Annotated in this window: 19 protein-coding genes; 16 read left to right on the top strand and 3 right to left on the bottom strand. The window is 72.2% G+C overall.

The window, feature by feature from the left end:
- The first annotated feature begins 40 nt into the window (after positions 1-40).
- The 15 genes from arc to ABGB06_RS28835 all read left to right on the top strand — a co-directional run bounded on the left by arc (position 41) and on the right by ABGB06_RS28835 (position 16417).
- A complete protein-coding gene (gene arc / locus ABGB06_RS28905) occupies positions 41-1810 on the top strand; it encodes a proteasome ATPase (RefSeq protein WP_347594706.1) in 1770 nt (589 codons plus the stop codon).
- Between the two features lie 194 nt (positions 1811-2004).
- The gene (gene dop, locus ABGB06_RS28900) at positions 2005-3516 is read left to right on the top strand and encodes a depupylase/deamidase Dop (protein ID WP_347594704.1); all 1512 of its coding nucleotides are present in this window, start codon (positions 2005-2007) and stop codon (positions 3514-3516) included.
- Between the two features lie 152 nt (positions 3517-3668).
- Entirely contained in the window at positions 3669-3887 is a 219-nt protein-coding gene (locus ABGB06_RS28895) for a ubiquitin-like protein Pup (RefSeq protein WP_347594702.1), read from the top strand.
- 143 nt (positions 3888-4030) lie between these two features.
- Entirely contained in the window at positions 4031-4876 is an 846-nt protein-coding gene (gene prcB / locus ABGB06_RS28890) for a proteasome subunit beta (RefSeq protein ID WP_347594700.1), read from the top strand.
- An 88-nt stretch (positions 4877-4964) separates the two neighbouring features.
- Positions 4965-5750 (top strand): proteasome subunit alpha, encoded by a 786-nt coding sequence (gene prcA, locus ABGB06_RS28885; RefSeq protein WP_347594698.1) that lies wholly within the window; start codon positions 4965-4967, stop codon positions 5748-5750.
- Between the two features lie 112 nt (positions 5751-5862).
- A complete protein-coding gene (pafA, locus tag ABGB06_RS28880) occupies positions 5863-7224 on the top strand; it encodes a Pup--protein ligase (protein ID WP_347594696.1) in 1362 nt (453 codons plus the stop codon).
- Between the two features lie 85 nt (positions 7225-7309).
- The gene (locus tag ABGB06_RS28875; protein WP_347594694.1) at positions 7310-8368 is read left to right on the top strand and encodes an FKBP-type peptidyl-prolyl cis-trans isomerase; all 1059 of its coding nucleotides are present in this window, start codon (positions 7310-7312) and stop codon (positions 8366-8368) included.
- Between the two features lie 69 nt (positions 8369-8437).
- The gene (locus ABGB06_RS28870) at positions 8438-8812 is read left to right on the top strand and encodes an FKBP-type peptidyl-prolyl cis-trans isomerase (protein WP_347594692.1); all 375 of its coding nucleotides are present in this window, start codon (positions 8438-8440) and stop codon (positions 8810-8812) included.
- A 91-nt stretch (positions 8813-8903) separates the two neighbouring features.
- Positions 8904-9857 carry a WYL domain-containing protein gene (locus ABGB06_RS28865; protein WP_347594690.1) on the top strand — a complete coding sequence of 318 codons (954 nt, stop codon included), beginning with the start codon at positions 8904-8906 and terminating at the stop codon, positions 9855-9857.
- Positions 9858-9912: 55 nt separating this feature from the next.
- On the top strand, positions 9913-10887 hold the full coding sequence (locus tag ABGB06_RS28860) for a WYL domain-containing protein (RefSeq protein ID WP_347594688.1): 975 nt from the start codon (positions 9913-9915) through the stop codon (positions 10885-10887).
- Positions 10888-10943: 56 nt separating this feature from the next.
- Positions 10944-11162: a hypothetical protein gene (locus tag ABGB06_RS28855; RefSeq protein WP_347594686.1), complete on the top strand. Its 219-nt coding sequence runs from the start codon at positions 10944-10946 to the stop codon at positions 11160-11162.
- A 141-nt stretch (positions 11163-11303) separates the two neighbouring features.
- Positions 11304-11582 (top strand): Sec-independent protein translocase subunit TatA, encoded by a 279-nt coding sequence (gene tatA / locus ABGB06_RS28850; protein ID WP_347594684.1) that lies wholly within the window; start codon positions 11304-11306, stop codon positions 11580-11582.
- A gap of 120 nt (positions 11583-11702) precedes the next feature.
- Positions 11703-12578, top strand: coding sequence for a twin-arginine translocase subunit TatC (gene tatC, locus ABGB06_RS28845; RefSeq protein ID WP_347594682.1), 876 nt, complete (start codon positions 11703-11705; stop codon positions 12576-12578).
- A gap of 17 nt (positions 12579-12595) precedes the next feature.
- On the top strand, positions 12596-13510 hold the full coding sequence (locus ABGB06_RS28840) for a diacylglycerol kinase (RefSeq protein WP_347594680.1): 915 nt from the start codon (positions 12596-12598) through the stop codon (positions 13508-13510).
- Between the two features lie 75 nt (positions 13511-13585).
- Entirely contained in the window at positions 13586-16417 is a 2832-nt protein-coding gene (locus ABGB06_RS28835) for a DEAD/DEAH box helicase (protein ID WP_347594678.1), read from the top strand.
- Positions 16418-16772: 355 nt separating this feature from the next.
- Here the strand turns inward: ABGB06_RS28835 and ABGB06_RS28830 are convergent, their stop codons facing one another.
- A complete protein-coding gene (locus ABGB06_RS28830; RefSeq protein ID WP_347594873.1) occupies positions 16773-17678 on the bottom strand; it encodes a 5'-3' exonuclease in 906 nt (301 codons plus the stop codon).
- A 235-nt stretch (positions 17679-17913) separates the two neighbouring features.
- Between ABGB06_RS28830 and ABGB06_RS28825 the strand changes: the two genes are divergently transcribed.
- A complete protein-coding gene (locus tag ABGB06_RS28825) occupies positions 17914-19107 on the top strand; it encodes a cation:proton antiporter (RefSeq protein ID WP_347594871.1) in 1194 nt (397 codons plus the stop codon).
- A 42-nt stretch (positions 19108-19149) separates the two neighbouring features.
- On the opposite strand, the gene ABGB06_RS28820 is transcribed toward ABGB06_RS28825, so the two are convergent.
- Positions 19150-19908 (bottom strand): gamma-glutamyl-gamma-aminobutyrate hydrolase family protein, encoded by a 759-nt coding sequence (locus tag ABGB06_RS28820; RefSeq protein WP_347594676.1) that lies wholly within the window; start codon positions 19906-19908, stop codon positions 19150-19152.
- Between the two features lie 47 nt (positions 19909-19955).
- Positions 19956-21440: an ethanolamine permease gene (gene eat, locus ABGB06_RS28815; protein WP_347594674.1), complete on the bottom strand. Its 1485-nt coding sequence runs from the start codon at positions 21438-21440 to the stop codon at positions 19956-19958.
- Positions 21441-21521 lie beyond the last annotated feature (81 nt).

Genomic DNA, 21521 nt, shown 5'->3' with positions numbered 1-21521 from the left:
GTCTGGAAGCGTCCAGCTCCCCTTGGAGGAGGTGAGGACCGTGGCATCCCACGATGACGACAGCAACCGCGGCGTCCGGCCCGGGCGGGGTTCCGACGACCCTTCCAGGCAGCTCGCCGATCTTGAGCAGGAGATCACCGTCCTGCGCCGCAAGCTGGCCGACTCTCCGCGGCACACTCGGATTCTCGAGGAGCGGATTGTCGAGCTGCAGACCAACCTGGCCGGCGTGTCCGCGCAGAACGAGCGGCTCGCGAACACGCTCCGTGAGGCCCGCGACCAGATCGTGGCGCTCAAGGAGGAGGTCGACCGGCTCGCCCAGCCGCCGTCCGGCTTCGGTGTCTTCCTCCGCGCCAACGAGGACGACGACACCGCGGACATCTTCACCGGTGGCCGCAAGCTTCGGGTCAACGTCAGCCCGAACATCGAGCTCGGCGAGCTCCGGCGCGGCCAGGAGGTCATGCTCAACGAGGCGCTGAACGTGGTCGCCGCCATGGCCTTCGAGCGGGCCGGCGACATCGTCACCCTGAAGGAGGTGCTCGAGGACGGGGAGCGTGCCCTCGTGGTCGGGCACACCGACGAGGAGCGGGTCGTCCGGCTGGCGGAACCGCTGCTGGACATCACGCTGCGGGCCGGCGACTCCCTGCTGCTCGAGCCCCGCTCCGGCTACGTCTACGAGGTCGTGCCCAAGAGCGAGGTCGAGGAGCTGATCCTCGAGGACGTGCCGGACATCGACTACACCCAGATCGGCGGCCTGGGCGGGCAGATCGAGCTGATCAGGGACGCGGTGGAGCTGCCCTACCTCTACCCCGACCTGTTCCGCGAGCACGAGCTGCGCCCACCGAAGGGCGTGCTGCTCTACGGCCCGCCCGGCTGCGGCAAGACGCTCATCGCCAAGGCGGTCGCCAACTCCCTGGCGAAGAAGGTCGCCGAGGTCACCGGCAAGCCGGCGGGCAAGAGCTTCTTCCTCAACATCAAGGGCCCCGAGCTGCTCAACAAGTACGTCGGCGAGACCGAGCGGCACATCCGCCTGGTCTTCCAGCGGGCCCGGGAGAAGGCCAGCGAGGGCACGCCGGTGATCGTCTTCTTCGACGAGATGGACTCCCTCTTCCGCACCCGCGGCTCCGGGGTCAGCTCGGACGTGGAGAACACCATCGTCCCCCAGCTGCTCTCCGAGATCGACGGCGTGGAGGGCCTGGAGAACGTCATCGTCATCGGCGCCTCGAACCGCGAGGACATGATCGACCCGGCGATCCTGCGCCCCGGCCGGCTCGACGTGAAGATCAAGATCGAGCGCCCGGACGCCGAGGCCGCCAAGGACATCTTCTCCAAGTACCTCACCCCCCGGCTGCCGCTGCACGCCGACGACCTGAACGAGCACAACGGCAGCGGTGACGCCACCATCGCCGGCATGATCCAGACCGTCGTCGAGCAGATGTACGCCGAGACCGAGGAGAACCGCTTCCTCGAGGTCACCTACGCCAACGGTGACAAGGAGGTCCTGTACTTCAAGGACTTCAACTCCGGCGCCATGATCGAGAACATCGTGGACCGGGCGAAGAAGATGGCCATCAAGGACTTCCTCGACCACAACCAGAAGGGTCTGCGCGTCTCCCACCTGCTCGCCGCCTGCGTGGACGAGTTCAAGGAGAACGAGGACCTGCCCAACACGACGAACCCGGACGACTGGGCCCGCATCTCCGGCAAGAAGGGCGAGCGGATCGTCTTCATCCGCACGCTGGTCACCGGCAAGCAGGGCGCGGACACCGGCCGCTCCATCGACACGGTGGCGAACACCGGTCAGTACCTGTAGTCCCACGTATCCGACGTCCGGCTGCGGGGCACGGCATGCCGTGCCCCGCAGCCGGACGCCTTTCCCAGACAGTTCGAGACAGCCCCAGACAGGCCGAAGGAACCCGCAGTGATCTCCCCACCGCATGCCGTGTCGCTTAGGCTCGTACCCAGGGGCGCGGTCGTGCGGGGCCGGCGCCGGGCAAGGAGGGTCGCATGACTGTACGGCGAGTGATGGGCATCGAGACCGAGTACGGCGTCTCCGTGCCCGGCCACCCGAACGCCAATGCCATGCTCACCTCCTCCCAGGTCGTGAACGCCTACGCGGCGGCCATGCACCGGGCCAGGCGAGCCCGCTGGGACTTCGAGGAGGAGAACCCGCTGCGCGACGCGCGGGGCTTCGACCTGGCCAGGGAGAACGCTGACGCCAGCCAGCTGACGGACGAGGACATCGGCCTGGCCAACGTCATCCTGACCAACGGCGCCCGGCTCTACGTGGACCACGCGCACCCCGAGTACAGCGCCCCCGAGACCACCAGCCCGATGGACGCGCTGCTGTGGGACAAGGCGGGCGAGCGGATCATGGCCGAGGCGGCGAGACGGGCCGCCGAGGTGCCCGGCGCCCAGCCGATCCACCTCTACAAGAACAACACCGACAACAAGGGCGCCTCCTACGGCACGCACGAGAACTACCTGATGAAGCGGGAGACGCCGTTCTCCGAGATCGTGCGCCACCTGACCCCCTTCTTCGTCTCCCGCCAGGTGGTCTGCGGCGCCGGCCGGGTCGGCCTCGGCCAGGACGGCGGCGAACACGGCTTCCAGCTGACCCAGCGCGCGGACTACTTCGAGGTCGAGGTCGGCCTGGAGACGACGCTCAAGCGGCCGATCATCAACACCCGCGACGAACCGCACGCCGACGCCGAGAAGTACCGCCGGCTGCACGTCATCATCGGCGACGCCAACCTCGCCGAGGTGTCGACCTACCTCAAGCTGGGCACCACGGCGCTGGTGCTGTCGATGATCGAGGACGGCTTCATCGCCGTGGACCTCGCCGTCGAGCAGCCCGTGCGCACCCTGCACCGGGTCAGCCACGACCCCGGCCTCCGCGAGCTGGTCACGCTCCGCAGCGGCCGGTCGCTCACCGCGGTGCAGCTGCAGATGGAGTACTGCGAGCTCGCCCGCAAGTACGTCGAGGAGCGCTGGGGCGCGGACGTCGACGAGCAGACCGCGGACGTGCTCAGCCGCTGGGAGGACGTGCTGACCCGGCTGGAGAGCGACCCGATGAGCCTGGCCGGGCAGCTCGACTGGGTGGCCAAGCGGGAGCTGATGGAGGGCTACCGGCGCCGGGACGGCCTGGGCTGGGACGCCGCCCGGCTGCACCTGGTGGACCTGCAGTACGCCGACGTGCGCCCCGACAAGGGCCTGTACAACCGCCTCGCGGCCCGGGGCCGGATGACCAGGCTGTTGACCGACGAGGACATCCTGCGGGCCCAGAGCAGCCCTCCTGAGGACACCAGGGCCTACTTCCGGGGCCGCTGCCTGGAGCAGTACGCCGACGACGTCGCCGCCGCCTCCTGGGACTCGGTGATCTTCGACCTCCCCGGCCGTGACTCGTTGCAACGGGTGCCCACGATGGACCCGCTGCGCGGCACCAGGGACCACGTGAAGGACCTGCTGGACCGCTGCGCCACGGCGGAGGACCTGGTGCGCGCGCTGTCCGGCGGCTGAGTTCCTTTGGTTTCCCCGTTTTCCGGGGATACGGGAATCATGGAGGTGGCCCCTGCGCGTTACAGGTACGAGAAACGGTGGAAGAGCCGATGTCAGCCCCGGCTAGTAGGGTCTGATCTTGATACGTCGAAGCCGAGCATGGGGTGAGGGAGATGGCGACCAAGGACACCAGCGGCGGCCAGCAGAAGGCGTCGCGTACCACCGAAGAGACCGACGAGCAGACCCAGGACGTGGAGGTCTCCGAGGAGCTCAAGGAGCGCCAGGAGGAGCTGACGGACGACGTGGACTCCGTGCTGGACGAGATCGACGAGGTCCTGGAGTCGAACGCCGAGGACTTCGTACGCAGTTTCGTGCAGAAGGGCGGCGAGTGACGCCGGCGCGATGTGGATCATGACCCCGTGACGGGTAGGGTCCGTGGCGTATCCCGCTTCGGCCGCGCCGTCGTGACGGCGCGGCCGAGTGATCAGCAGAACGTGTTCCAGCGAGCCGTTTCCACCTACCTGGAGGGAAATCTGTGGCAGCCAACTCCCACGGGCAGGGGCGACTCCCCGCGGCATTCCTGAGGCCCGGTTCCTCCTCCTTCCTCGACTTCCTCGCCGACCACGCCCCCGAGCGGCTGCCGGGGAGCCGGATCCTGCCGCCCGTGGAGGGCGCGCTGGAGGCGGTGCACGGCACCACCATCGTGGCCGCGACCTTCCCCGGCGGGGTGGTGCTCGCCGGTGACCGCCGCGCCACCATGGGTAACATGATCGCCCAGCGGGACGTGGAGAAGGTCTTCCCGGCCGACGAGTACTCCGCCGTGGGCATCGCGGGCACCGCGGGCATCGCCGTCGAGCTGGTGAAGCTCTTTCAGCTGGAGCTGGAGCACTTCGAGAAGGTCGAGGGCGACGTGCTCTCGCTGGAGGGCAAGGCCAACCGGCTGTCCACCATGATCCGCGGCAACCTGGGCATGGCGATGCAGGGGCTGGCGGTCGTCCCGCTCTTCGCCGGCTTCGACCTGGAGCGCGAGAAGGGCCGGATCTTCTCCTACGACGTGACCGGCGGCCGTTCGGAGGAGCTCGGCTTCGCCGCCGTCGGCTCGGGATCCATCTTCGCCCGCGGCTCGCTGAAGAAGCTGCACCGCGAGGACCTCACCGAGCGCCAGGCCGCCACCGTCGTGGTGCAGGCGCTCTACGACGCCGCCGACGACGACTCCGCGACCGGCGGCCCCGACCTCGTGCGCAGGATCTACCCCATCGTCACGGTGATCACCGACGAGGGCTTCCGGCGGCTGACCGAGGACGAGCTCGCGGAGATCGCGCAGGCGGTCTACGACGGCCGTCTGGAGCTGCCCGACGGCCCGCGCGCGCCGGTTGTGTAGATTCCCGGTTCAGTGGCCCACCCCACTGAGTTCAGTGGCCCACCCATCTGGCCCACCCATCTGACGGACAGGAAGGGACGAGTAGCCGGTGTCGACGCCGTTCTATGTCTCACCCCAGCAGGCCATGGCGGACCGCGCCGAGTACGCCCGCAAGGGCATCGCGCGCGGCCGGAGCCTCGTCGTGCTCCAGTACGCCGACGGCATCGTCTTCGTCGCCGAGAACCCCTCCCGCGCGCTGCACAAGGTGAGCGAGATCTACGACCGGATCGCCTTCGCGGCCACGGGCAAGTACAACGAGTACGAGAGCCTGCGGATCGGCGGCACCCGCTACGCCGACCTCCGCGGGTACACGTACGACCGGGAGGACGTCACCGCCCGGGGCCTGGCCAACCTCTACGCGCAGACGCTGGGCAACATCTTCTCCAGCACCGCGGAGAAGCCGTACGAGGTGGAGCTCCTGGTCGCCCAGGTGGGGGAGAGCCCGGCGGAGGACGAGATCTACCGGCTGCCCCACGACGGCTCGATCATCGACGAGCACGGCTCCGTCGCCGTCGGCGGGAACTCCGACCAGATCGGCAGCTACCTCGACCAGCGCCACGAGGACGGCATGAGCCTGGGCGAGGCGGTGCGGCTGGCCCTCGCGTCCCTGTCCAGGGACAACGGCGGGGAGCGCGAGCTGACCGCGGACCAGCTGGAGGTCGCGGTGCTCGACCGCACCCGGCCGCAGCAGCGGAAGTTCAAGCGGGTGCTCAGCCGCCAGCTGGCCCGGCTGCTGGAGGAGGACGCGGCCGCGGAGACCGCCGACGAGCCGGCCCAGGACGCTGGCGACGCCGAGGAGGCGGGCGGTTCGTCCGGCTCCTCGGACGAGGGCTGACGCGTTCCCCCAGCTCCCAGGCACGCCACCGGGTCGCCGGTAGGCGGAAAATGATCGAAACGCCGTCCGGGAACCCGGTTTCGAACGCGGCCTTCGGGCGTACTGTTCAGTCATGGATCGCCGAATCTTCGGGCTGGAGAACGAGTACGGGGTCACCTGTACGTTCCGGGGACAGCGACGGCTGTCCCCGGACGAGGTGGCCCGGTACCTCTTCCGCCGAGTCGTGTCATGGGGCCGCAGCAGCAACGTGTTCCTACGCAACGGCGCCCGGCTCTACCTGGACGTCGGTTCGCATCCCGAGTACGCCACTCCCGAGTGTGACAACGTCACCGAGCTCATCACCCACGACAAGGCCGGCGAGCGCATCCTCGAAGGGCTCCTGGTGGACGCCGAGCGCCGGCTGCACGAAGAGGGCATCGCCGGCGACGTCTACCTCTTCAAGAACAACACCGACTCCGCGGGGAACTCCTACGGCTGCCACGAGAACTACCTGGTGGCCCGGCACGGCGAGTTCTCCCGGCTGGCCGACGTGCTCATCCCCTTCCTGGTCACCCGGCAGCTGATCTGCGGCGCCGGCAAGGTGCTGCAGACCCCACGCGGCGCGGTCTTCTGCGTCAGCCAGCGGGCCGAGCACATCTGGGAGGGCGTGAGCTCCGCGACCACCCGTTCCCGGCCGATCATCAACACCCGCGACGAGCCGCACGCCGACGCCGAGCGCTACCGGCGCCTGCACGTCATCGTCGGCGACTCGAACATGTCCGAGACCACCATGCTCCTCAAGGTCGGCGCCACCGACCTGGTGCTGCGGATGATCGAGGCGGGCACGGTGATGCGCGACCTCACCCTGGAGAACCCGATCCGCGCCATCCGCGAGGTGAGCCACGACATCACCGGACAGCGCCGCGTGCGCCTGGCCACCGGCCGGGAGGCGTCGGCGCTGGAGATCCAGCAGGAGTACTACGACAAGGCGCTGGACTTCTGCGAGCGTCGGGGCATGCGCAGCGGCCTGACCGAGCAGGTGCTGGAGCTGTGGGGCCGGGCCCTGGAGTCCATCCGCGCCCAGGAGCTCGACAAGATCAACACCGAGATCGACTGGGTCATGAAGTACCAGCTCATCGAGCGGTACCGGGCCAAGCACAACCTGACCATGTCGCATCCGCGGGTCGCGCAGATAGACCTCGCGTACCACGACATCCACCGGCGGCGCGGCCTGTACTACCTCCTGGAGCGCAGGGGCCAGGCCCAGCGGATCTGCAACGACCTGAAGATCTTCCAGGGCAAGTCGGTGCCCCCGCAGACCACGCGCGCCCGGCTGCGTGGCGACTTCATCCGCCGGGCCCAGGAGCAGCGGCGGGACTTCACCGTGGACTGGGTGCATCTGAAGCTCAACGACCAGGCCCAGCGCACCGTGCTGTGCAAGGACCCGTTCCGGTCAGTGGACGAGCGGGTGGAGAAGCTCATCGCCGGCATGTGACCGGAGTCAGGGGTCGCGGAGGTCGTAGGGTGGGGCGGGACCAGTGTGTCCCGCCCCCCGACCGCCTCTACCCCGAGTTGGACTGATGATCCCCACCACACGAGTCCGCCGCACCGTCGCGGCACTGGCCGTATCGGCCGCGCTCCTGCTCACCGCCGCCTGCGGTTCCGAGGAGGGCGGCGAGGACGACACCACGGACGCTGCCTCCTCCGGCCCCGTGGCCACCGTCTCCGGCCCGCTCGGCGAGCGTCCCGAGATCGAGATCGGCAAGGACCCGGTCGTCGGTGAGGAGACCGTCACCCGGGTTCTGGAGGAGGGTGACGGCGCGGAGATCGCCGAGGGTTCCTTCCTTCGGATGGACGTCCTGGCCCGCCTCGTCCAGGGCCAGGAGGACCTGATCGACACCTGGGCGTCGGCCGCCGAGGACGGCGGGGACGACGAGAGCCAGGAGAGCGAGAGCCCGGACGCCGAGGACGAGGGCGGCGCGGAGGACCCGCGGCAGCAGATCGTCAGCCAGGCCGGCGTCGAGTCGTACCTGCCCCCGTCGGTCACCGAGCCGCTGATCGGCAAGACGGTCGGCAGCCGCGTCCAGGTCGAGGGCCGGGCCGCCGATGTCTTCGGCGCGGACGTGGCCGCCCAGTACGGCATGGCCGAGGACGAGGGCGTGGTCTGGGTCATCGACGTGGTGGGCGCGGTCGAGGTGGAGCCCAAGGCCAGGGCCGAGGGCGAGCAGGCCGCCGTCGAGGAGGGCATGCCCGAGGTCGAGGCCGACGGGGAGAAGGCCGCGACGATCACCATCCCCGAGGGCCAGGACCCGCCGGAGGAGCTGCGCGACCAGGTGCTGATCGAGGGTGACGGGGCGGAGGTGGAGGCCGGCCAGGCGCTCGCCGTCCAGTACACCGGTGTCACCTGGGCCGACGGCGAGAAGTTCGACTCGTCCTGGGACCGGGAGAGCGCCTCGGCGTTCCAGATCGGCACGGGTCAGGTGGTGCCGGGCTGGGACGAGGGCCTGGTCGGCAAGCACGTCGGCGACCGGGTGCTGCTGGTTCTGCCGCCCGACATGGGGTACGGCGAGGAGGAGCAGGAGGCCATTCCCGCCGGGTCCACCCTGGTGTTCGTGGTGGACATCGTCGGCGCCGCCTGAGCACCCCGCACGACGCGGCACCCTGTACGACGCAGCACGACGCAAGCGAACGTCTCAAGGAGCAGTAACGTGAACATCGAGAAGCCCGAGGTCGACTTCCCCGGCGGCGAGCCGCCCGCCGACCTGGAGATCAAGGATCTCTGGGAGGGCGACGGGCCGGTCGCCGCGGCCGGAGCGCAGGTCTCCGTGCACTACGTCGGGGTCTCCTTCAGCACGGGTGAGGAGTTCGACGCCAGCTGGAACCGCGGCGCCCCGCTGCGCTTCGAGCTCGGGGCCGGCCAGGTCATCCCGGGGTGGGACCGCGGCGTCCAGGGGATGCGGGTCGGCGGTCGCCGCCAGCTGACCATCCCGCCGCACCTGGCCTACGGCGACGCCGGGGCCGGTGGCGGTCGGATCAAGCCGGGCGAGACGCTGATCTTCGTCTGCGATCTGGTCGCGGCGTAATCGCGGCCACTCGCTTGGCGGTACCGTGGGCCCATCCCGAAACCGGGACGGGCCCACGGTGTTTGACGGATCAAGAGAGGGCGGCGCGTCGATGGCGATTGCCAAGGCAGAGCGGCTGATGAACCTCGCCCTGTGCCTGTTGGGCACCGGCCGGCCGCTGACCAAACGGGACCTGCGCACCTCCATCGAGGCGTATCTGGAGGTAACCGGCGAGGAAGCCTTCAACCGCATGTTCGAGCGGGACAAGGACGACCTGCGCGAGCTGGGCATGGTCATCGAGACCGTGGAGAGCCTCGACGGCGAGGTCGGCTACCTGGCCCACCGGGACCGGAACCGGCTGCCGCCGGTGACGCTGGACGCCGAGGAGGCCGCCGCCCTGGGGTTGGCCGCCAAGGTGTGGCAGCAGGCCCGGCTGGCCGGCGCCGCCAGCGGCGCGCTGCAGAAGCTGCGCGCCGCGGGCATGCCGCTCGCTCCGCAGGAGCAGGAGCCGTACAGCGCCCTTGAGCCGCGGATCCCGGCCGGCGAGGCCGCCTTCGAGCCGCTCATGATCGCCTGCCGTGACCGGCGTCCGGTCACCTTCGACTACCGCAAGTCCAACGCGGTGCACCCGCGGACCCGGCAGGTCGAGCCCTGGGCGTTGGAGTGCTGGCGCGGCCACTGGTACCTGGCAGGCTGGGACCGGGAGCGCGGGGCGGCGCGGGTGTTCCGGCTGTCCCGGATCGTGGGCCGGGTGAGGTCCCGCTCGGGGGCGTTCACCGCCGAGGTGCCGGGCCAGGTGGCGGTGCGGGAGAGCGTGGCCCGCTGGGCGGGGGAGACCGCGACGGCGCAGGCCCGGATCCGGCTGCGGGTCGGCTCGGGGTACCCGCTGCGGGCCCGGGCGACCGCGGTCACCAGCCGGGACGCGGACTGGGACGAGCTGGAGATCCCGTTCGGACACGGCCTGGACGCCTGGCTGGCCGAGTTCGGGCCCGACGTGATCGTGCTGGAGCCCGCCGAGCTGCGGGCGGACGTGGTCGACCGGCTGCGCGCCGTCGCCAAGGGCTAGGCCAGGACCCGGCGGCCCGTCGGATGAGTAACGACTTGGGAGGATCGAGAGCGACATGGCGACCACCGCCATCGACCGGACGCGGCGGATGCTGTCCCTCATCACGTACCTGCGGGAGCGGCCGGGGGCCCGGGTGGACGAGGTGGCCCGTGCCTTCGGGATCACCGAGGACGAGCTGATCGGCGACCTCGGCGTGCTGCCGATGTGTGGCACCAGCTTCCGCGGCGGGGACCTGCTGGACATCGACACCGACGGCGAGCACATCTGGTGGCACAACGCGGAGGCCGTGGCCTCGGGCACCGGCCAGCCGCTGCGGCTGGCCGCCGACGAGGCGACCGCCCTGCTGGTGGCGGCGCGGGCGGTGGCCACGCTGCCCGGGCTCAGCGACGGGGACCGCGACGCGTTGCTGCGGGCGACGGCCAAGCTGGAGGCGGCGGCCGGCGAGACCGCCGCGGTCAGCTCCCGGCTGAACGTCACCTTCGAGGCCGAGGGCGGGGTGCTGGCCGAGGTGGACCGGGCCATCGCCGAGCGGCGCCGGCTGCGCATCCGCTACTACTCCCCGGGCCGCGACGAGCTCACCGACCGGGAGATCGACCCGATCCGGCTGTTCGCCGTGGGCCACACCTACGTCGAGGCGTGGTGCCGCAGGACCGAGGCGCGGCGCACCTTCCGGCTCGACCGGGTGGCCAGGATCGAGCTTCTCGACGTGCCCGCCGACCCGCCGCCGCTGGAGCCGCGCGACCTCAGCGAGGGTCTGGTGCAGCCGGCGCCCACCGACCCCGAGGTGGTCATCGAGGTGGGTCCCGGCGGGCGCTGGGTCGCCGAGTACTACCCCCACGACGTCGCCGAGGAACTGCCGGACGGCGGGTTGCGGGTGCGGCTGCGCACCCCCGACCCCGCCACGCTGCGCCGGCTGGCGCTGCGGCTGGGCCAGGACGGGCGGATCGTCTCGCCGCCCGAGCTGGCCGACAGCGCCCGCGAGGCCGCCCGGGCGGCGCTGGCCGAGTACGAGCGGCTGCCGGTCCCGTGACCGGGAGCAACGCCGGGGACGCCCGGACCACGATCCGCGGGAGGCGGTGAGCCGCGATGTTCTGGCCGATGTTCCAGCTGGCCCTGGCCTTCGCCGGGGTGGCCGTGCTCGGTGTGCTCGCGGTGCGGGTGGGACTGGAGGTGCGCCGCTTCTCCCGCGCGGTCGGGGAGAGCGCCGAGCGCATCGGCCAAGCCGCCGACGAGCTCGAGCGGGTCGCCGGCCCGCTCGCCGCACGGAGCGGTTCGCTGCGGCGGTCTGGCGCGAGGCGTGAGTAGCCGGGGAGACTACGTGTACCCTCGGGCATTGATTCGTGTTCACCCTTGCGCGTTAAGATTGCCGCCCGAGCGGGACGTTCGGGACGCCCGGCCGGTGGAATCCGGCCAGGACCTCCCCAGAGAAGGAAGTGGACGAACACTATGGGCTCCCTTTCACCGTGGCACCTGCTGCTCGTTCTTCTTGTCGTCGTGGTGGTCTTCGGATCGAAGAGGCTGCCTGACACCGCCAGGTCGCTGGGCAAGTCCATGCGCATCCTGAAGAGCGAGACCCAGGCCATGAAGGCCGAGAACCAGGCCAACCAGAACACGGCCAACGCCAACACCACCGAGCAGCCCGCTCCGAAGACGATCCAGGCCGCGCCCGGTGAGGTCACCGACTCCCGGCCGGTCCAGGAGCCCAAGGGCACCTCGCAGAGCTGACCGACGGTTCGTAACTTTCAAGTGAAGCCAGGCGGCCGGAGCGGTCCGGCTGCCCTACGAGAATGAGGACGTGGGGTGCCTAGAGCCGCTCGGAAGAGGGAGAAGGACCCCGAGGGGCGGATGCCCCTCACCGAACACCTGCGGGAGTTGCGGAACCGGCTCGGGATGGCCCTGGCGGCGGTGCTCGCCGTCACCATCGTGGCGTTGTTCTTCGCCAAGGACGTCATGAACGTCCTGACCAGCTTCGTGCCCATCTGCGAGGAGGGCGAGAAGCGGACCGGCGGAGAGTGCGCCAGGGTGATCCAGACGGGCATCGTCTCGCCGTTCGCCACGTACTTCCGCGTCTCGTTGCTGGTCGGTGTGATCGCCGCGTCCCCGATCTGGCTGTACCAGGCGTGGGCGTTCATCGCCCCGGGCCTGCACAAGAACGAGAAGAAGTACTCGCGAGCCGTCGTCGCCTTCGGCGTTCCGCTCTTCCTGTCGGGCGCGCTCTTCGCCACCTGGCTGCTGCCGCGTGCCGTCGACGTGCTGCTCGGTTTCTCGGCCGACGAGGCGGAGAACCAGATCGCGGTCGACGACATCCTCGACCTCGCCGTCCGGATGTCCCTCGCCTTCGGGTTGTCCTTCGAACTGCCGCTCGTGCTGGTGCTGCTGAACCTCGGCGGCATCGTCACCGGCAAGCGGATGCTCAGCTGGTGGCGGTGGATGGTGGTGGGCATCGCGATCTTCGCCGCCGCGATCACGCCCACCGACATGATGTCCATGGTCGCGCTCCAGGTCCCGGTCACCGGCCTCTACTTCATCGCCTGCGGCATCGCCCTGTTCAACGACAAGCGCAAACGACGGGGCAACCCCGACGCGGAGCTGGCCGACGACGAGGCGTCGCAGCTCGACCTCACACCGTCCACCATCGAGTCGGCCGAGCGGGTCCCGGCGAACGGCGCGGAGGACACGAGCGCCACCACCGCCCGCAACGGCTACGACGACGCCACGTGACCAGGTAGACCCCGCGCGTGAGCAGTGACGTCACCCTGCTGGTCAATCCGACGGCAGGACGCGGCCGCGCCGCCGGCGCCGCCCAGCCGGCCGGCAGCGCCCTGCGCGAGGCTGGCTTCACCGTGCGCGCCGTCGTCGGCGAGGACGCGCCCGACGCCCTGCGCCGCGCCCATGCGGCCGTGGCCGAGGGCACCGGGGCGCTGGTCGCGGTCGGCGGCGACGGCATGGTCTCGCTGGCCCTCCAGGCGGTCGCCGGCACGGCCACGCCGCTCGGGATCGTGGCCGTCGGCACCGGTAACGACTTCGCCCGGGCCTGCGGCCTGCCGGTGCGCGACCCGCTCGCGGGCGCCCGCGTGGTCGCCGCCTCGCTCAAGGCGGGCGAAGGCCGGGCGGTGGACCTCGGCCGCTGCGGCTCCGACTGGTTCGGCGGCGTGCTGGCCTCCGGCTTCGACTCCCGGGTCAACGACCGGGGCAACCGCATGCGCTGGCCGCGCGGCCGGCTGCGCTACGACGCGGCGATGCTCGCGGAGCTCGCCGCGCTGCGCACCTTCCCGTTCCGGATCCGGTTCGACGACGGGCCGTGGCAGGAGCTCGCCGCGACCCTCGTCGCGGTCGGCAACGGGCCGGACTACGGCGGCGGCATGCGGATGTGCGCGGGTGCCCGGCTGGACGACGGGCTCTTCAACGTCACCGTGGTAGGGGAGTGCAGCCGCAGCACCCTGGTGCGGGTCTTCCCCCGGGTCTACCGGGGCACCCACCTCGACCATCCGGCGGTCACCGTGCACCGGGCGGTCAGGGTGGCCCTCGACGCCCCCGGCGTCACCGCGTACGCGGACGGCGAACCGCTGGGACCGCTGCCGCTGACCGCCGAATGCGTGCCGGGCGCCGTGCGGGTGCTGGGCGCCCGGCTGCCGGAGCCGGCCGCCGGTTAGCCCGTCGTCTCGTCCTCCGCCGCGGTGACCGGCGGCGGCGTGCTGTCCGAGGCGGCCGGTAGGCTCGTAAGCACAATGACCGACGAGATGTCACCCGCCGAGCGTTTCTCCGCCGCTCGCCGGCGCGCCGCCGAGCAGGCCACCGCGTTCGCCTCCTTCCGCGAGATGTACGACTTCGATCTTGACGGCTTCCAGATCGAGGCGTGCCGGGCCCTGGAGTCCGGGTCGGGCGTGCTGGTCGCCGCGCCGACCGGCTCCGGCAAGACGATCGTCGGGGAGTTCGCCGTCCACCTGGCCCTCGAGCAGGGCCGGAAGTGCTTCTACACGACGCCGATCAAGGCGCTGTCGAACCAGAAGTACACCGACCTGGTCAAGCGGTACGGGCCCGGCCGGGTCGGCCTGCTGACCGGCGACAACAGCGTGAACGCCGAGGCCCCCGTCGTGGTGATGACCACCGAGGTCCTGCGGAACATGCTGTACGCCGGCTCCGCCACCCTCCGCGGCCTCGGCTACGTGGTGATGGACGAGGTGCACTACCTCTCCGACCGCTTCCGCGGCGCGGTGTGGGAGGAGGTCATCATCCATCTCCCGGAGTCCGTGACCCTGGTCTCGCTGTCCGCCACCGTCTCCAACGCCGAGGAGTTCGGCGACTGGCTCGGCGCGGTCCGTGGCGAGACCCGGGTGATCGTCGCCGAGCACCGCCCGGTGCCGCTGTGGCAGCACGTGCTGGCCGGCCGCCGGCTGTACGACCTCTTCGAGGAGAAGGGCCAGAAGCGCGAGGTCAACCCCGACCTGCGGCGGATGGCCCGGATGGAGAACAGCCGCCCGCTGCCCCGCGAGCGGTACCGGAACGGGCGGGACCGCCGCGGCGCCGCCGACCGGGAGCGGGAGCGCCGCCAGCGGGCCCGGGTGTACACCCCGGCCCGCCCCGAGGTCATCGCCCGGCTGGACGCGGCCGCGCTGCTGCCCGCCATCACCTTCATCTTCAGCCGGGCCGGCTGCGAGGCCGCGGTCCAGCAGTGCCTCTTCGCCGGCCTGCGGCTGAACGACGCGCCGGCCCGGGCGCAGGTCCGGGAGATCGTCGAGCGCCGCACCGAGGGCATCCCCAACGAGGACCTGCACGTGCTGGGGTACTTCGAGTGGCTGGAGGGCCTGCAGCGGGGTATCGCCGCGCACCACGCCGGCATGCTGCCGACCTTCAAGGAGATCGTCGAGGAGCTCTTCGTCCGCGGCCTGGTCAAGGCGGTGTTCGCGACCGAGACGCTGGCCCTGGGGATCAACATGCCGGCCCGCTCCGTGGTGCTGGAGAAGCTGGTGAAGTGGAACGGCGAGCAGCACGCCGACATCACCCCCGGCGAGTACACCCAGCTGACCGGCCGCGCCGGGCGGCGCGGCATCGACGTCGAGGGGCACGCCGTCGTGCTGTGGCAGCGCGGCATGGACCCGGACGCGCTGGCCGGCCTGGCCGGCGCCCGCACGTACCCGCTGCGCTCCTCCTTCAAGCCGTCGTACAACATGGCGGTCAACCTGGTCGCCCGGTCCGGACGGCACCATTCCCGCGAGCTGCTGGAGACCTCCTTCGCCCAGTTCCAGGCGGACCGGGCGGTGGTCGGCATCTCCCGCCAGGTCCAGCGCAACGAGACGGGGCTGGCCGGCTACCGCGAGGCCATGACCTGCCATCTGGGCGACTTCGAGGAGTACGGGCGGCTGCGCCGCGAGCTGAAGGACCGGGAGACGGAGCTGGCCCGGCAGGGCACCGCGCAGCGCCGGGCCGCCGCGACCACCGCGTTGGAGCGGCTGCGCCCCGGCGACATCATCCAGGTGCCCAGCGGCAAGTTCGCCGGTCTGGCCCTGGTCCTCGACCCCGGTGTGGCCCCCGGGCGCGGCCCCGGCTCGCGCGGGTACGACCACCACGACGGGCCGCGTCCGCTGGTGCTCACCGCCGAGCGCCAGGTGAAGCGGCTGGCCTCGATGGACTTCCCGGTGCCCGTGGAGCCACTGGACCGGATGCGCATCCCCAAGTCGTTCAACCCGCGCAATCCGGCCTCCCGGCGCGACCTGGCCTCGGCGCTGCGCACCAAGGCCGCCGGCGGCGGCCGCGGCGCCCCGCCCGGCCCGCACGGCGGCCGCCGGCGGCGGGAGCGCGCCGCCGCCGCGGACGACGCCGAGATCACGAGGCTGCGCACCGCCATCCGCGCCCATCCCTGCCACGGCTGCGCCGAACGCGAGGACCACGCGCGGTGGTCGGAGCGCTACCACCGGCTGCTGCGGGACACCAGGTCGCTGGAGAAGCGCATCGATGGCCGGACCAACACCGTGGCCCGCACCTTCGACCAGGTGTGCGCGCTGCTGACCGAGCTGGACTACCTGCACGGCGACGAGGTCACCGAGCACGGCCGCCGGCTGGCCAGGCTGCACGGCGAGCTCGACCTGCTGGCCAGCGAGTGCCTGCGGGACGGCGTCTGGGAGGGTCTCGACCCGGCCGAGCTGGCCGCCTGCGCCTCGGCCCTGGTCTACGAGGCCCGGGTCGCCGACGACGCCCCCGCGCCCGAGCTGCCCGGCGGGCGGGCGCGTCAGGCGCTCGGGGACATGGTGCGGATCTGGGGCCGGCTGGACGCGATGGAGGAGCGGCACCGGATCAACCAGGCCACCGGCGTCGGGCAGCGAGAGCCGGACCTCGGCTTCGCCTGGGCGGCGTATCGCTGGGCGGAGGGCGACGGGCTCGACGCGGTGCTGCGGGAGGCGGACATGCCGGCCGGCGACTTCGTCCGCTGGTGCAAGCAGATCATCGACGTGCTGGGCCAGATCGCCGCCGCGGCTCCGCAGGACGGCACCGTCGCGAAGCACGCCCACCGCGCCGTCGACCGAATGCTCCGCGGCGTGGTCGCCTACAGCTCGGTCGGCTAGGCGCTCGGCGCTTGCCGCGCGGTCCCGGGAGCGGGCGCCTCGACCGCCGGGGGAGACCCGGCATGGCCCGCGGCCGGCCCCTTCCCGCGGGCGCCGCTCCCCGACTCTCCCGACGACGGTGGGCGGCGGCGGTCTCCAGGGATCGGCGCGTCATCATCCGCGACCGGAGGAGCGCGGGGCCGGCACGGCCGCTGGCGGGCCAGGCACGGACGGCCGGCCTCCCGGCGCCTGGCCTGCCGCCGAGCGCGGCGGTGGGACGGCGACGGCGCCGAGCGCGCTCAGCCGCGGCCGTGCGCCGGCGCGAGGCGTGCCGGGTGTGCGGTCCGGCGGCTCGCGCCGGAGGCGCGGTGTGGCGTCAGCCGGTGAGGGTGGTCAGGAGGCGGCGCAGTGGGCCGCCCAGGTTCCAGCGGGCGTCCAGTTCCTCCAGCGCCCGCGGGTCCGCGGGGGCGGACGGCAGCGCCAGCGGGCGGTCGGGCAGCGGCACGTCCAGGGCGACCCTGACCACCCGGGGCGCGACCGCCAGGTACGGGCGGGACTCCTCCAGCCGCCGGCGCTGGGTCGGGGTGAAGCCCGCCGCCGGATCATCGAGCGCGGCCAGGATCCCGGCCAGGTCGCCGTGCCGCTCCAGCAGCTTGGCCGCCGTCTTCTCGCCGATGCCGGGCACGCCGGGAAGCCCGTCGCTGGGGTCGCCGCGGAGCAGCGCCAGATCGGCGTACCCCGGCCCGTCCACGCCGTACCTCTCCCGCAGCGCCGCCTCGTCGTAGGTGGCCAGCGTGCCCACGCCCTTCACCGGGTAGAGCACGCGCACCCCGCGCGCGTCGTCGACCAGCTGGAAGAGGTCGCGATCCCCGGTGACGATGTCCACCGGGCCCGCGGCCCGCGCGCTGAGCGTGCCGATGACGTCGTCCGCCTCGTATCCGGCGGCACCCATTCGGACGATGCCCAGGGCGTCGAGCACCGCGTCGATGACCGGCACCTGCGGGGAGAGCGTGTCGGGCACCTCCTCGGTGTCCGGGCCCTCGGCCGCCTCCTCGGCGACCCGATGCGCCTTGTAGGAGGGGATCAGCTCGACCCGCCAGGCGGGTCGCCAGTCCGCGTCCAGGCAGGCCACGAGGTCGTCGGGCCGGTGGTCGGCGACCAGCCGGGCGACGAAGTCCAGCAGGCCGCGGACCGCGTTCACCGGCGTCCCGTCCGGGGCGCGCACGGACTCGGGCACCCCGAAGTAGGCGCGGAAGTAGAGGGAGGCGGTGTCGAGCAGCATCAGGCGTCGGGTCGCAGAGGTCACGGAACGGATCATGCCGCACCGACGCCGTCCGGGGGGCGCAGCAAGGGCCCAAAAATCGTTTGGTAGGCTAAGTATTAACGATTTCTTGACGCGCCCCGCGCACCCTGACCGAGCCGTCCGGACGCCAAGGAGGAGCCCATGCGCTCGCTGACGCCCGCCCGACCCGGCCCCCGCCGGTGAATCGATGGGACACGCCGAGACCCTGCTCGCCATGGGCGGCGCCTTCGTGGCAGCCGCCGTCCTCGCCCGCCTCGGCAGCCGCATCGGGCTGCCCACGATCCCGCTCTTCATCCTGGCCGGCATGCTCCTCGGCCCGAACACGCCGGGCTACGTGCACGTGGAGGATCCGCACCAGCTGGAGATGCTCTCCGCGCTCGGCCTCGTGCTGCTGCTGTTCTACCTGGGACTCGAGTTCCACCTGGACGACCTGAAGACCGGCGGCCGGAAGATGGCCGTGGCGGGGTGCACCTACCTCGTCCTGAACGTCGGCGCCGGCCTGCTGTTCGGCTTCGCGGTGGGCTGGGGGACGTCCGAGGCCCTGGTGCTGGCGGGGGTGCTCGGCATCTCCTCGTCCGCCATCGTCACCAAGATCCTGGTGGACCTGGACCGGATCGGGAACGAGGAGACCCGCCCGATCCTCGGCATCATCGTCGTGGAGGACGTCTTCCTCGCGCTCTACCTCGCCGCCCTCCAGCCGGTGATCGCCGGTTCCGAGGGCCTGGGATCCACGGTCTGGCAGATCGGCAAGGCCTTCGGGTTCCTGCTGCTGCTCGCCGTCGCCGCGCGCTACGGCACGGGCCTCGTCGGACGGCTCTTCGCCATCAGGGACAACGAGCTGCTGACCATCTCCTTCCTCGGCGCCGTGGTCCTGCTGGCCGGGGTGGCCGAGGAGTTCGGGGTGGCGGACGCCATCGCGGCGTTCATGGTCGGCCTGATCCTGGGCAACACCACGTCGGGGGAGCGCATCCGGGAGCTGGTGCACCCGCTGCGGGACGCCTTCGCCGCGATCTTCTTCTTCGCCTTCGGCCTGTCCATCGACCCGGGCGACCTGCGGAGCGTGGTCTGGCCGGTGCTGGTCGCGCTCGCCGTGACCCTGCTGACGAACCTGGTGGCCGGGCTGGTCACGGCCCGGATCTACGGTTTCGGCTCGCGGCCGGCCGCCAACGTGGCCACCACCCTGCTGGCCCGGGGCGAGTTCGCGCTGATCCTGGCGACCATGGCCGCGACCGCCGGCCTGGACGAGCGGCTGTCGCCCTTCATCGCCGGCTACGTGCTGGTGCTCGCGGTGGTGGCGCCGCTGGTCGCCGGCCGGTCGCACTGGCTGGCCCGGTGGCTGCCGGGCCGCGACGCCGGGGACGACGCCGGGCGCCCCGACCGGTCCACGCCGGCGTCCGCGGGACGCTGACGCCCGCGGGGCGGGCGACGCGCCGGCCGCGCTCCTGGCCCGTCAGCCCGGGGCGGGGTCGAGCGCGGATCCCGGCGGCGCGCCGCGCGCCTCGGCGTCCCGGACGGCGGCCGTGGTGAGGGCGCGCAGCAGGCGGACGTCGTGCTCGCCCTGCCCGGCCTCCGGATGCCACTGGACGCCGAGCACGAGGCCGTCCCGGTCGGGGAGCTCGATGGCCTCCACGGTGCCGTCCGCGGCGACCGCCGCGACCGTCACCCCCGCGCCGAGCCGGTCCACCGCCTGGTGGTGGAAGGTGCGCACCCGAACCGGCTCCGGCAGCGTGCGGGACAGCCGGGTGCCGGGCAGCGGCGTCACCTCGTGCTCGCCGAACACCCCGGGCGGTCCCGCGTGGCCGTCCAGGTGCTGGTGCAGCGTGCCGCCGCACGCCACGTTCAGCAACTGCATCCCGCGGCAGACGCCCAGCAGCGGCACCCGGGCCGCGAGCGCCGCGTGGATCAGCGCCAGCTCCCACGCGTCGCGCTCCGGCGCCGGCGGGCCGGTCCGCGGATCGCGGGGCGCCCCGTACCGCGCCGGGTCCACATCGGGGCCGCCGGCGATCACCAGACCGTCCAGTCGCGCCACCGCCGTCGCCGCCGCGTCCGGCCGCGCGTCCGGCGGCAGCAGCACGGGAAGGCCGCCGGCCCGGGTCACCAGCCTGAGGTACGAGGCGGGCAGCAGCGCCGCCGGCACGTCCCACACGCCCCAGCGGGTGGACTCCTCCAGGTAGGTGCTGATGCCGATCAGCGGCAGCGGTGCCGGCACCGGCGCCTCCCTTCCCACGTCTCCGTCGGGTCCGCTCGGGGGCGGCGTCAGTCGCGCCTGAGCTCGGTCTCCGCCTCGGCCAGGGCCGCGAACTCCTCCTCGGGCGCCGCGGCCACCAGCCGGTGCCGACTGTAGAAGGCGAAGTAGCCGACCGCCACCGCGTACACCGCGACCGCGATGAGCGCCGCCGTGCGGTCCACCAGGAACGTCGCGGCCAGCGCCGCGAGCGCCAGCACGAACGCCGTGCCCGAGGTGACGATCCCGCCCGGCGTGCGGTACGGGCGCGGCAGCCCCGGGTCCCGTCGGCGCAGCACGATGTGCGAGAGCGTCATCAGGGCGTAGGAGATCGTCGCGCCGAACACCGCCACGTTGAGCATCCGGGCCCCGTCGCCGGTCGCCGCGGCCAGTCCGAAGCCGAGCGCGCCGGGTATCAGCAGGCCGAGGTACGGCGCCCGCCGCCGGCTGGTCAGCGACAGGAAACGGGGCAGGTAGCCGGCCCTGGACAGCGCGAAGAGCTGCCGGGAGCCGGCGTAGACCAGCGAGAAGAACGAGGCCACCAGGCCGGCCAGGCCCGCGTAGTTCACGAACCGGCTGAGCGCGGTGGCCTCACCGTCCGGTTCCAGCGCCGCCACCAGCGGGTTGCCGGCGTCCTGGACGGCCGCGGAACCGCGCGCCCCGCTCGCGGCCACGAACGTCAGCAGAGCCAGCACCAGCAGCACGCCGATCGCCCACGCCATGGCCCGCGGCAGCGTGCGCTCCGGGTCCCTGGTCTCCTCGGCGGCCAGCGGCACGCCCTCCACGCCGAGGAAGAACCACATGCCGAACGGGAACGCCGCCCAGATGCCGAGCAGTCCGAAGGGCAGCCACGAACTGGCGCCCAGGGCCTCCCCGTCGACGGGTATGTCGTCCAGCGAGCCGGCGTCGAACTCCGTCGCCGCCCCGACCACGAAGACCAGCAGCGCGGCCACCGCGACCGCGGTGACCACCAGGCTGAAGCGCAGCGCCTCGCCCACGCCCCACAGGTGGATGGCGAGGAAGACCACGAAGCAGCCGAGGTAGACCGGCCAGCCCGAGGTGAGGCCGAACAGGTCGAGGGACTCGACGTAGTCGCCGATGAAGATCGCGATGGCGGCCGGGGCCAGCACGAACTCGATGAGGATGGCCGTGCCGGTCAGGAAGCCGCCCCAGGGGCCGAGGGCGCTCCGGGCGAAGCCGTAGCCGCCGCCCGCGGTGGGCAGGATCGCGGCCAGCTCGGCCAGCGTGAACACCATGCAGGTGTACATGACGCCCATCAGCAGGGCGGCCACGGCCAGCCCGCCGAAACCGCCCTCCGCCAGGCCGTAGTTCCAGCCGGCGAAGTCGCCTGACACCACGTACGCCACGCCCAGGCCGGTCAGCAGCAGCGGGCCCGCGCTGCCCGCGCGCAGCGTGCGCCGGCTGAGGTACTCGTCCTCCGGCGGCGCCGGGTGGGCGGCCGCCGGCCGGGGCGGGCCGGGATGGGCCGCGGGGGTGGACTCGGTGCCGTCGGTCATGGGCCGCTCCCGCCTCGCGCCGCAAAGGTCTGCGCGCACACCATTGCGGCTTCCGGCGCGCCGCGCAACCCCCCGGTGTGA

The organism is Streptomyces sp. B6B3 (genome assembly GCF_039871525.1).
In the GTDB taxonomy this organism is placed as follows: domain Bacteria; phylum Actinomycetota; class Actinomycetes; order Streptomycetales; family Streptomycetaceae; genus Streptomyces.
The sequence above is the reverse complement of the archived record's forward strand: the minus strand, read 5'-3'. Positions and strand labels throughout refer to the sequence as shown.

Coding starts and splice junctions, on each gene's coding strand:
- dop (WP_347594704.1), top strand. CDS start 2,005: ATGACTGTACGGCGAGTGATGGGCATCGAGACCGAGTACGGCGTCTCC.
- ABGB06_RS28895 (WP_347594702.1), top strand. CDS start 3,669: ATGGCGACCAAGGACACCAGCGGCGGCCAGCAGAAGGCGTCGCGTACC.
- pafA (WP_347594696.1), top strand. CDS start 5,863: ATGGATCGCCGAATCTTCGGGCTGGAGAACGAGTACGGGGTCACCTGT.
- ABGB06_RS28875 (WP_347594694.1), top strand. CDS start 7,310: ATGATCCCCACCACACGAGTCCGCCGCACCGTCGCGGCACTGGCCGTA.
- ABGB06_RS28865 (WP_347594690.1), top strand. CDS start 8,904: ATGGCGATTGCCAAGGCAGAGCGGCTGATGAACCTCGCCCTGTGCCTG.
- ABGB06_RS28860 (WP_347594688.1), top strand. CDS start 9,913: ATGGCGACCACCGCCATCGACCGGACGCGGCGGATGCTGTCCCTCATC.
- ABGB06_RS28855 (WP_347594686.1), top strand. CDS start 10,944: ATGTTCTGGCCGATGTTCCAGCTGGCCCTGGCCTTCGCCGGGGTGGCC.
- tatA (WP_347594684.1), top strand. CDS start 11,304: ATGGGCTCCCTTTCACCGTGGCACCTGCTGCTCGTTCTTCTTGTCGTC.
- tatC (WP_347594682.1), top strand. CDS start 11,703: ATGCCCCTCACCGAACACCTGCGGGAGTTGCGGAACCGGCTCGGGATG.
- ABGB06_RS28835 (WP_347594678.1), top strand. CDS start 13,586: ATGACCGACGAGATGTCACCCGCCGAGCGTTTCTCCGCCGCTCGCCGG.
- ABGB06_RS28830 (WP_347594873.1), bottom strand. CDS start 17,678: ATGCTGCTCGACACCGCCTCCCTCTACTTCCGCGCCTACTTCGGGGTG.
- ABGB06_RS28825 (WP_347594871.1), top strand. CDS start 17,914: ATGGGCGGCGCCTTCGTGGCAGCCGCCGTCCTCGCCCGCCTCGGCAGC.
- eat (WP_347594674.1), bottom strand. CDS start 21,440: ATGACCGACGGCACCGAGTCCACCCCCGCGGCCCATCCCGGCCCGCCC.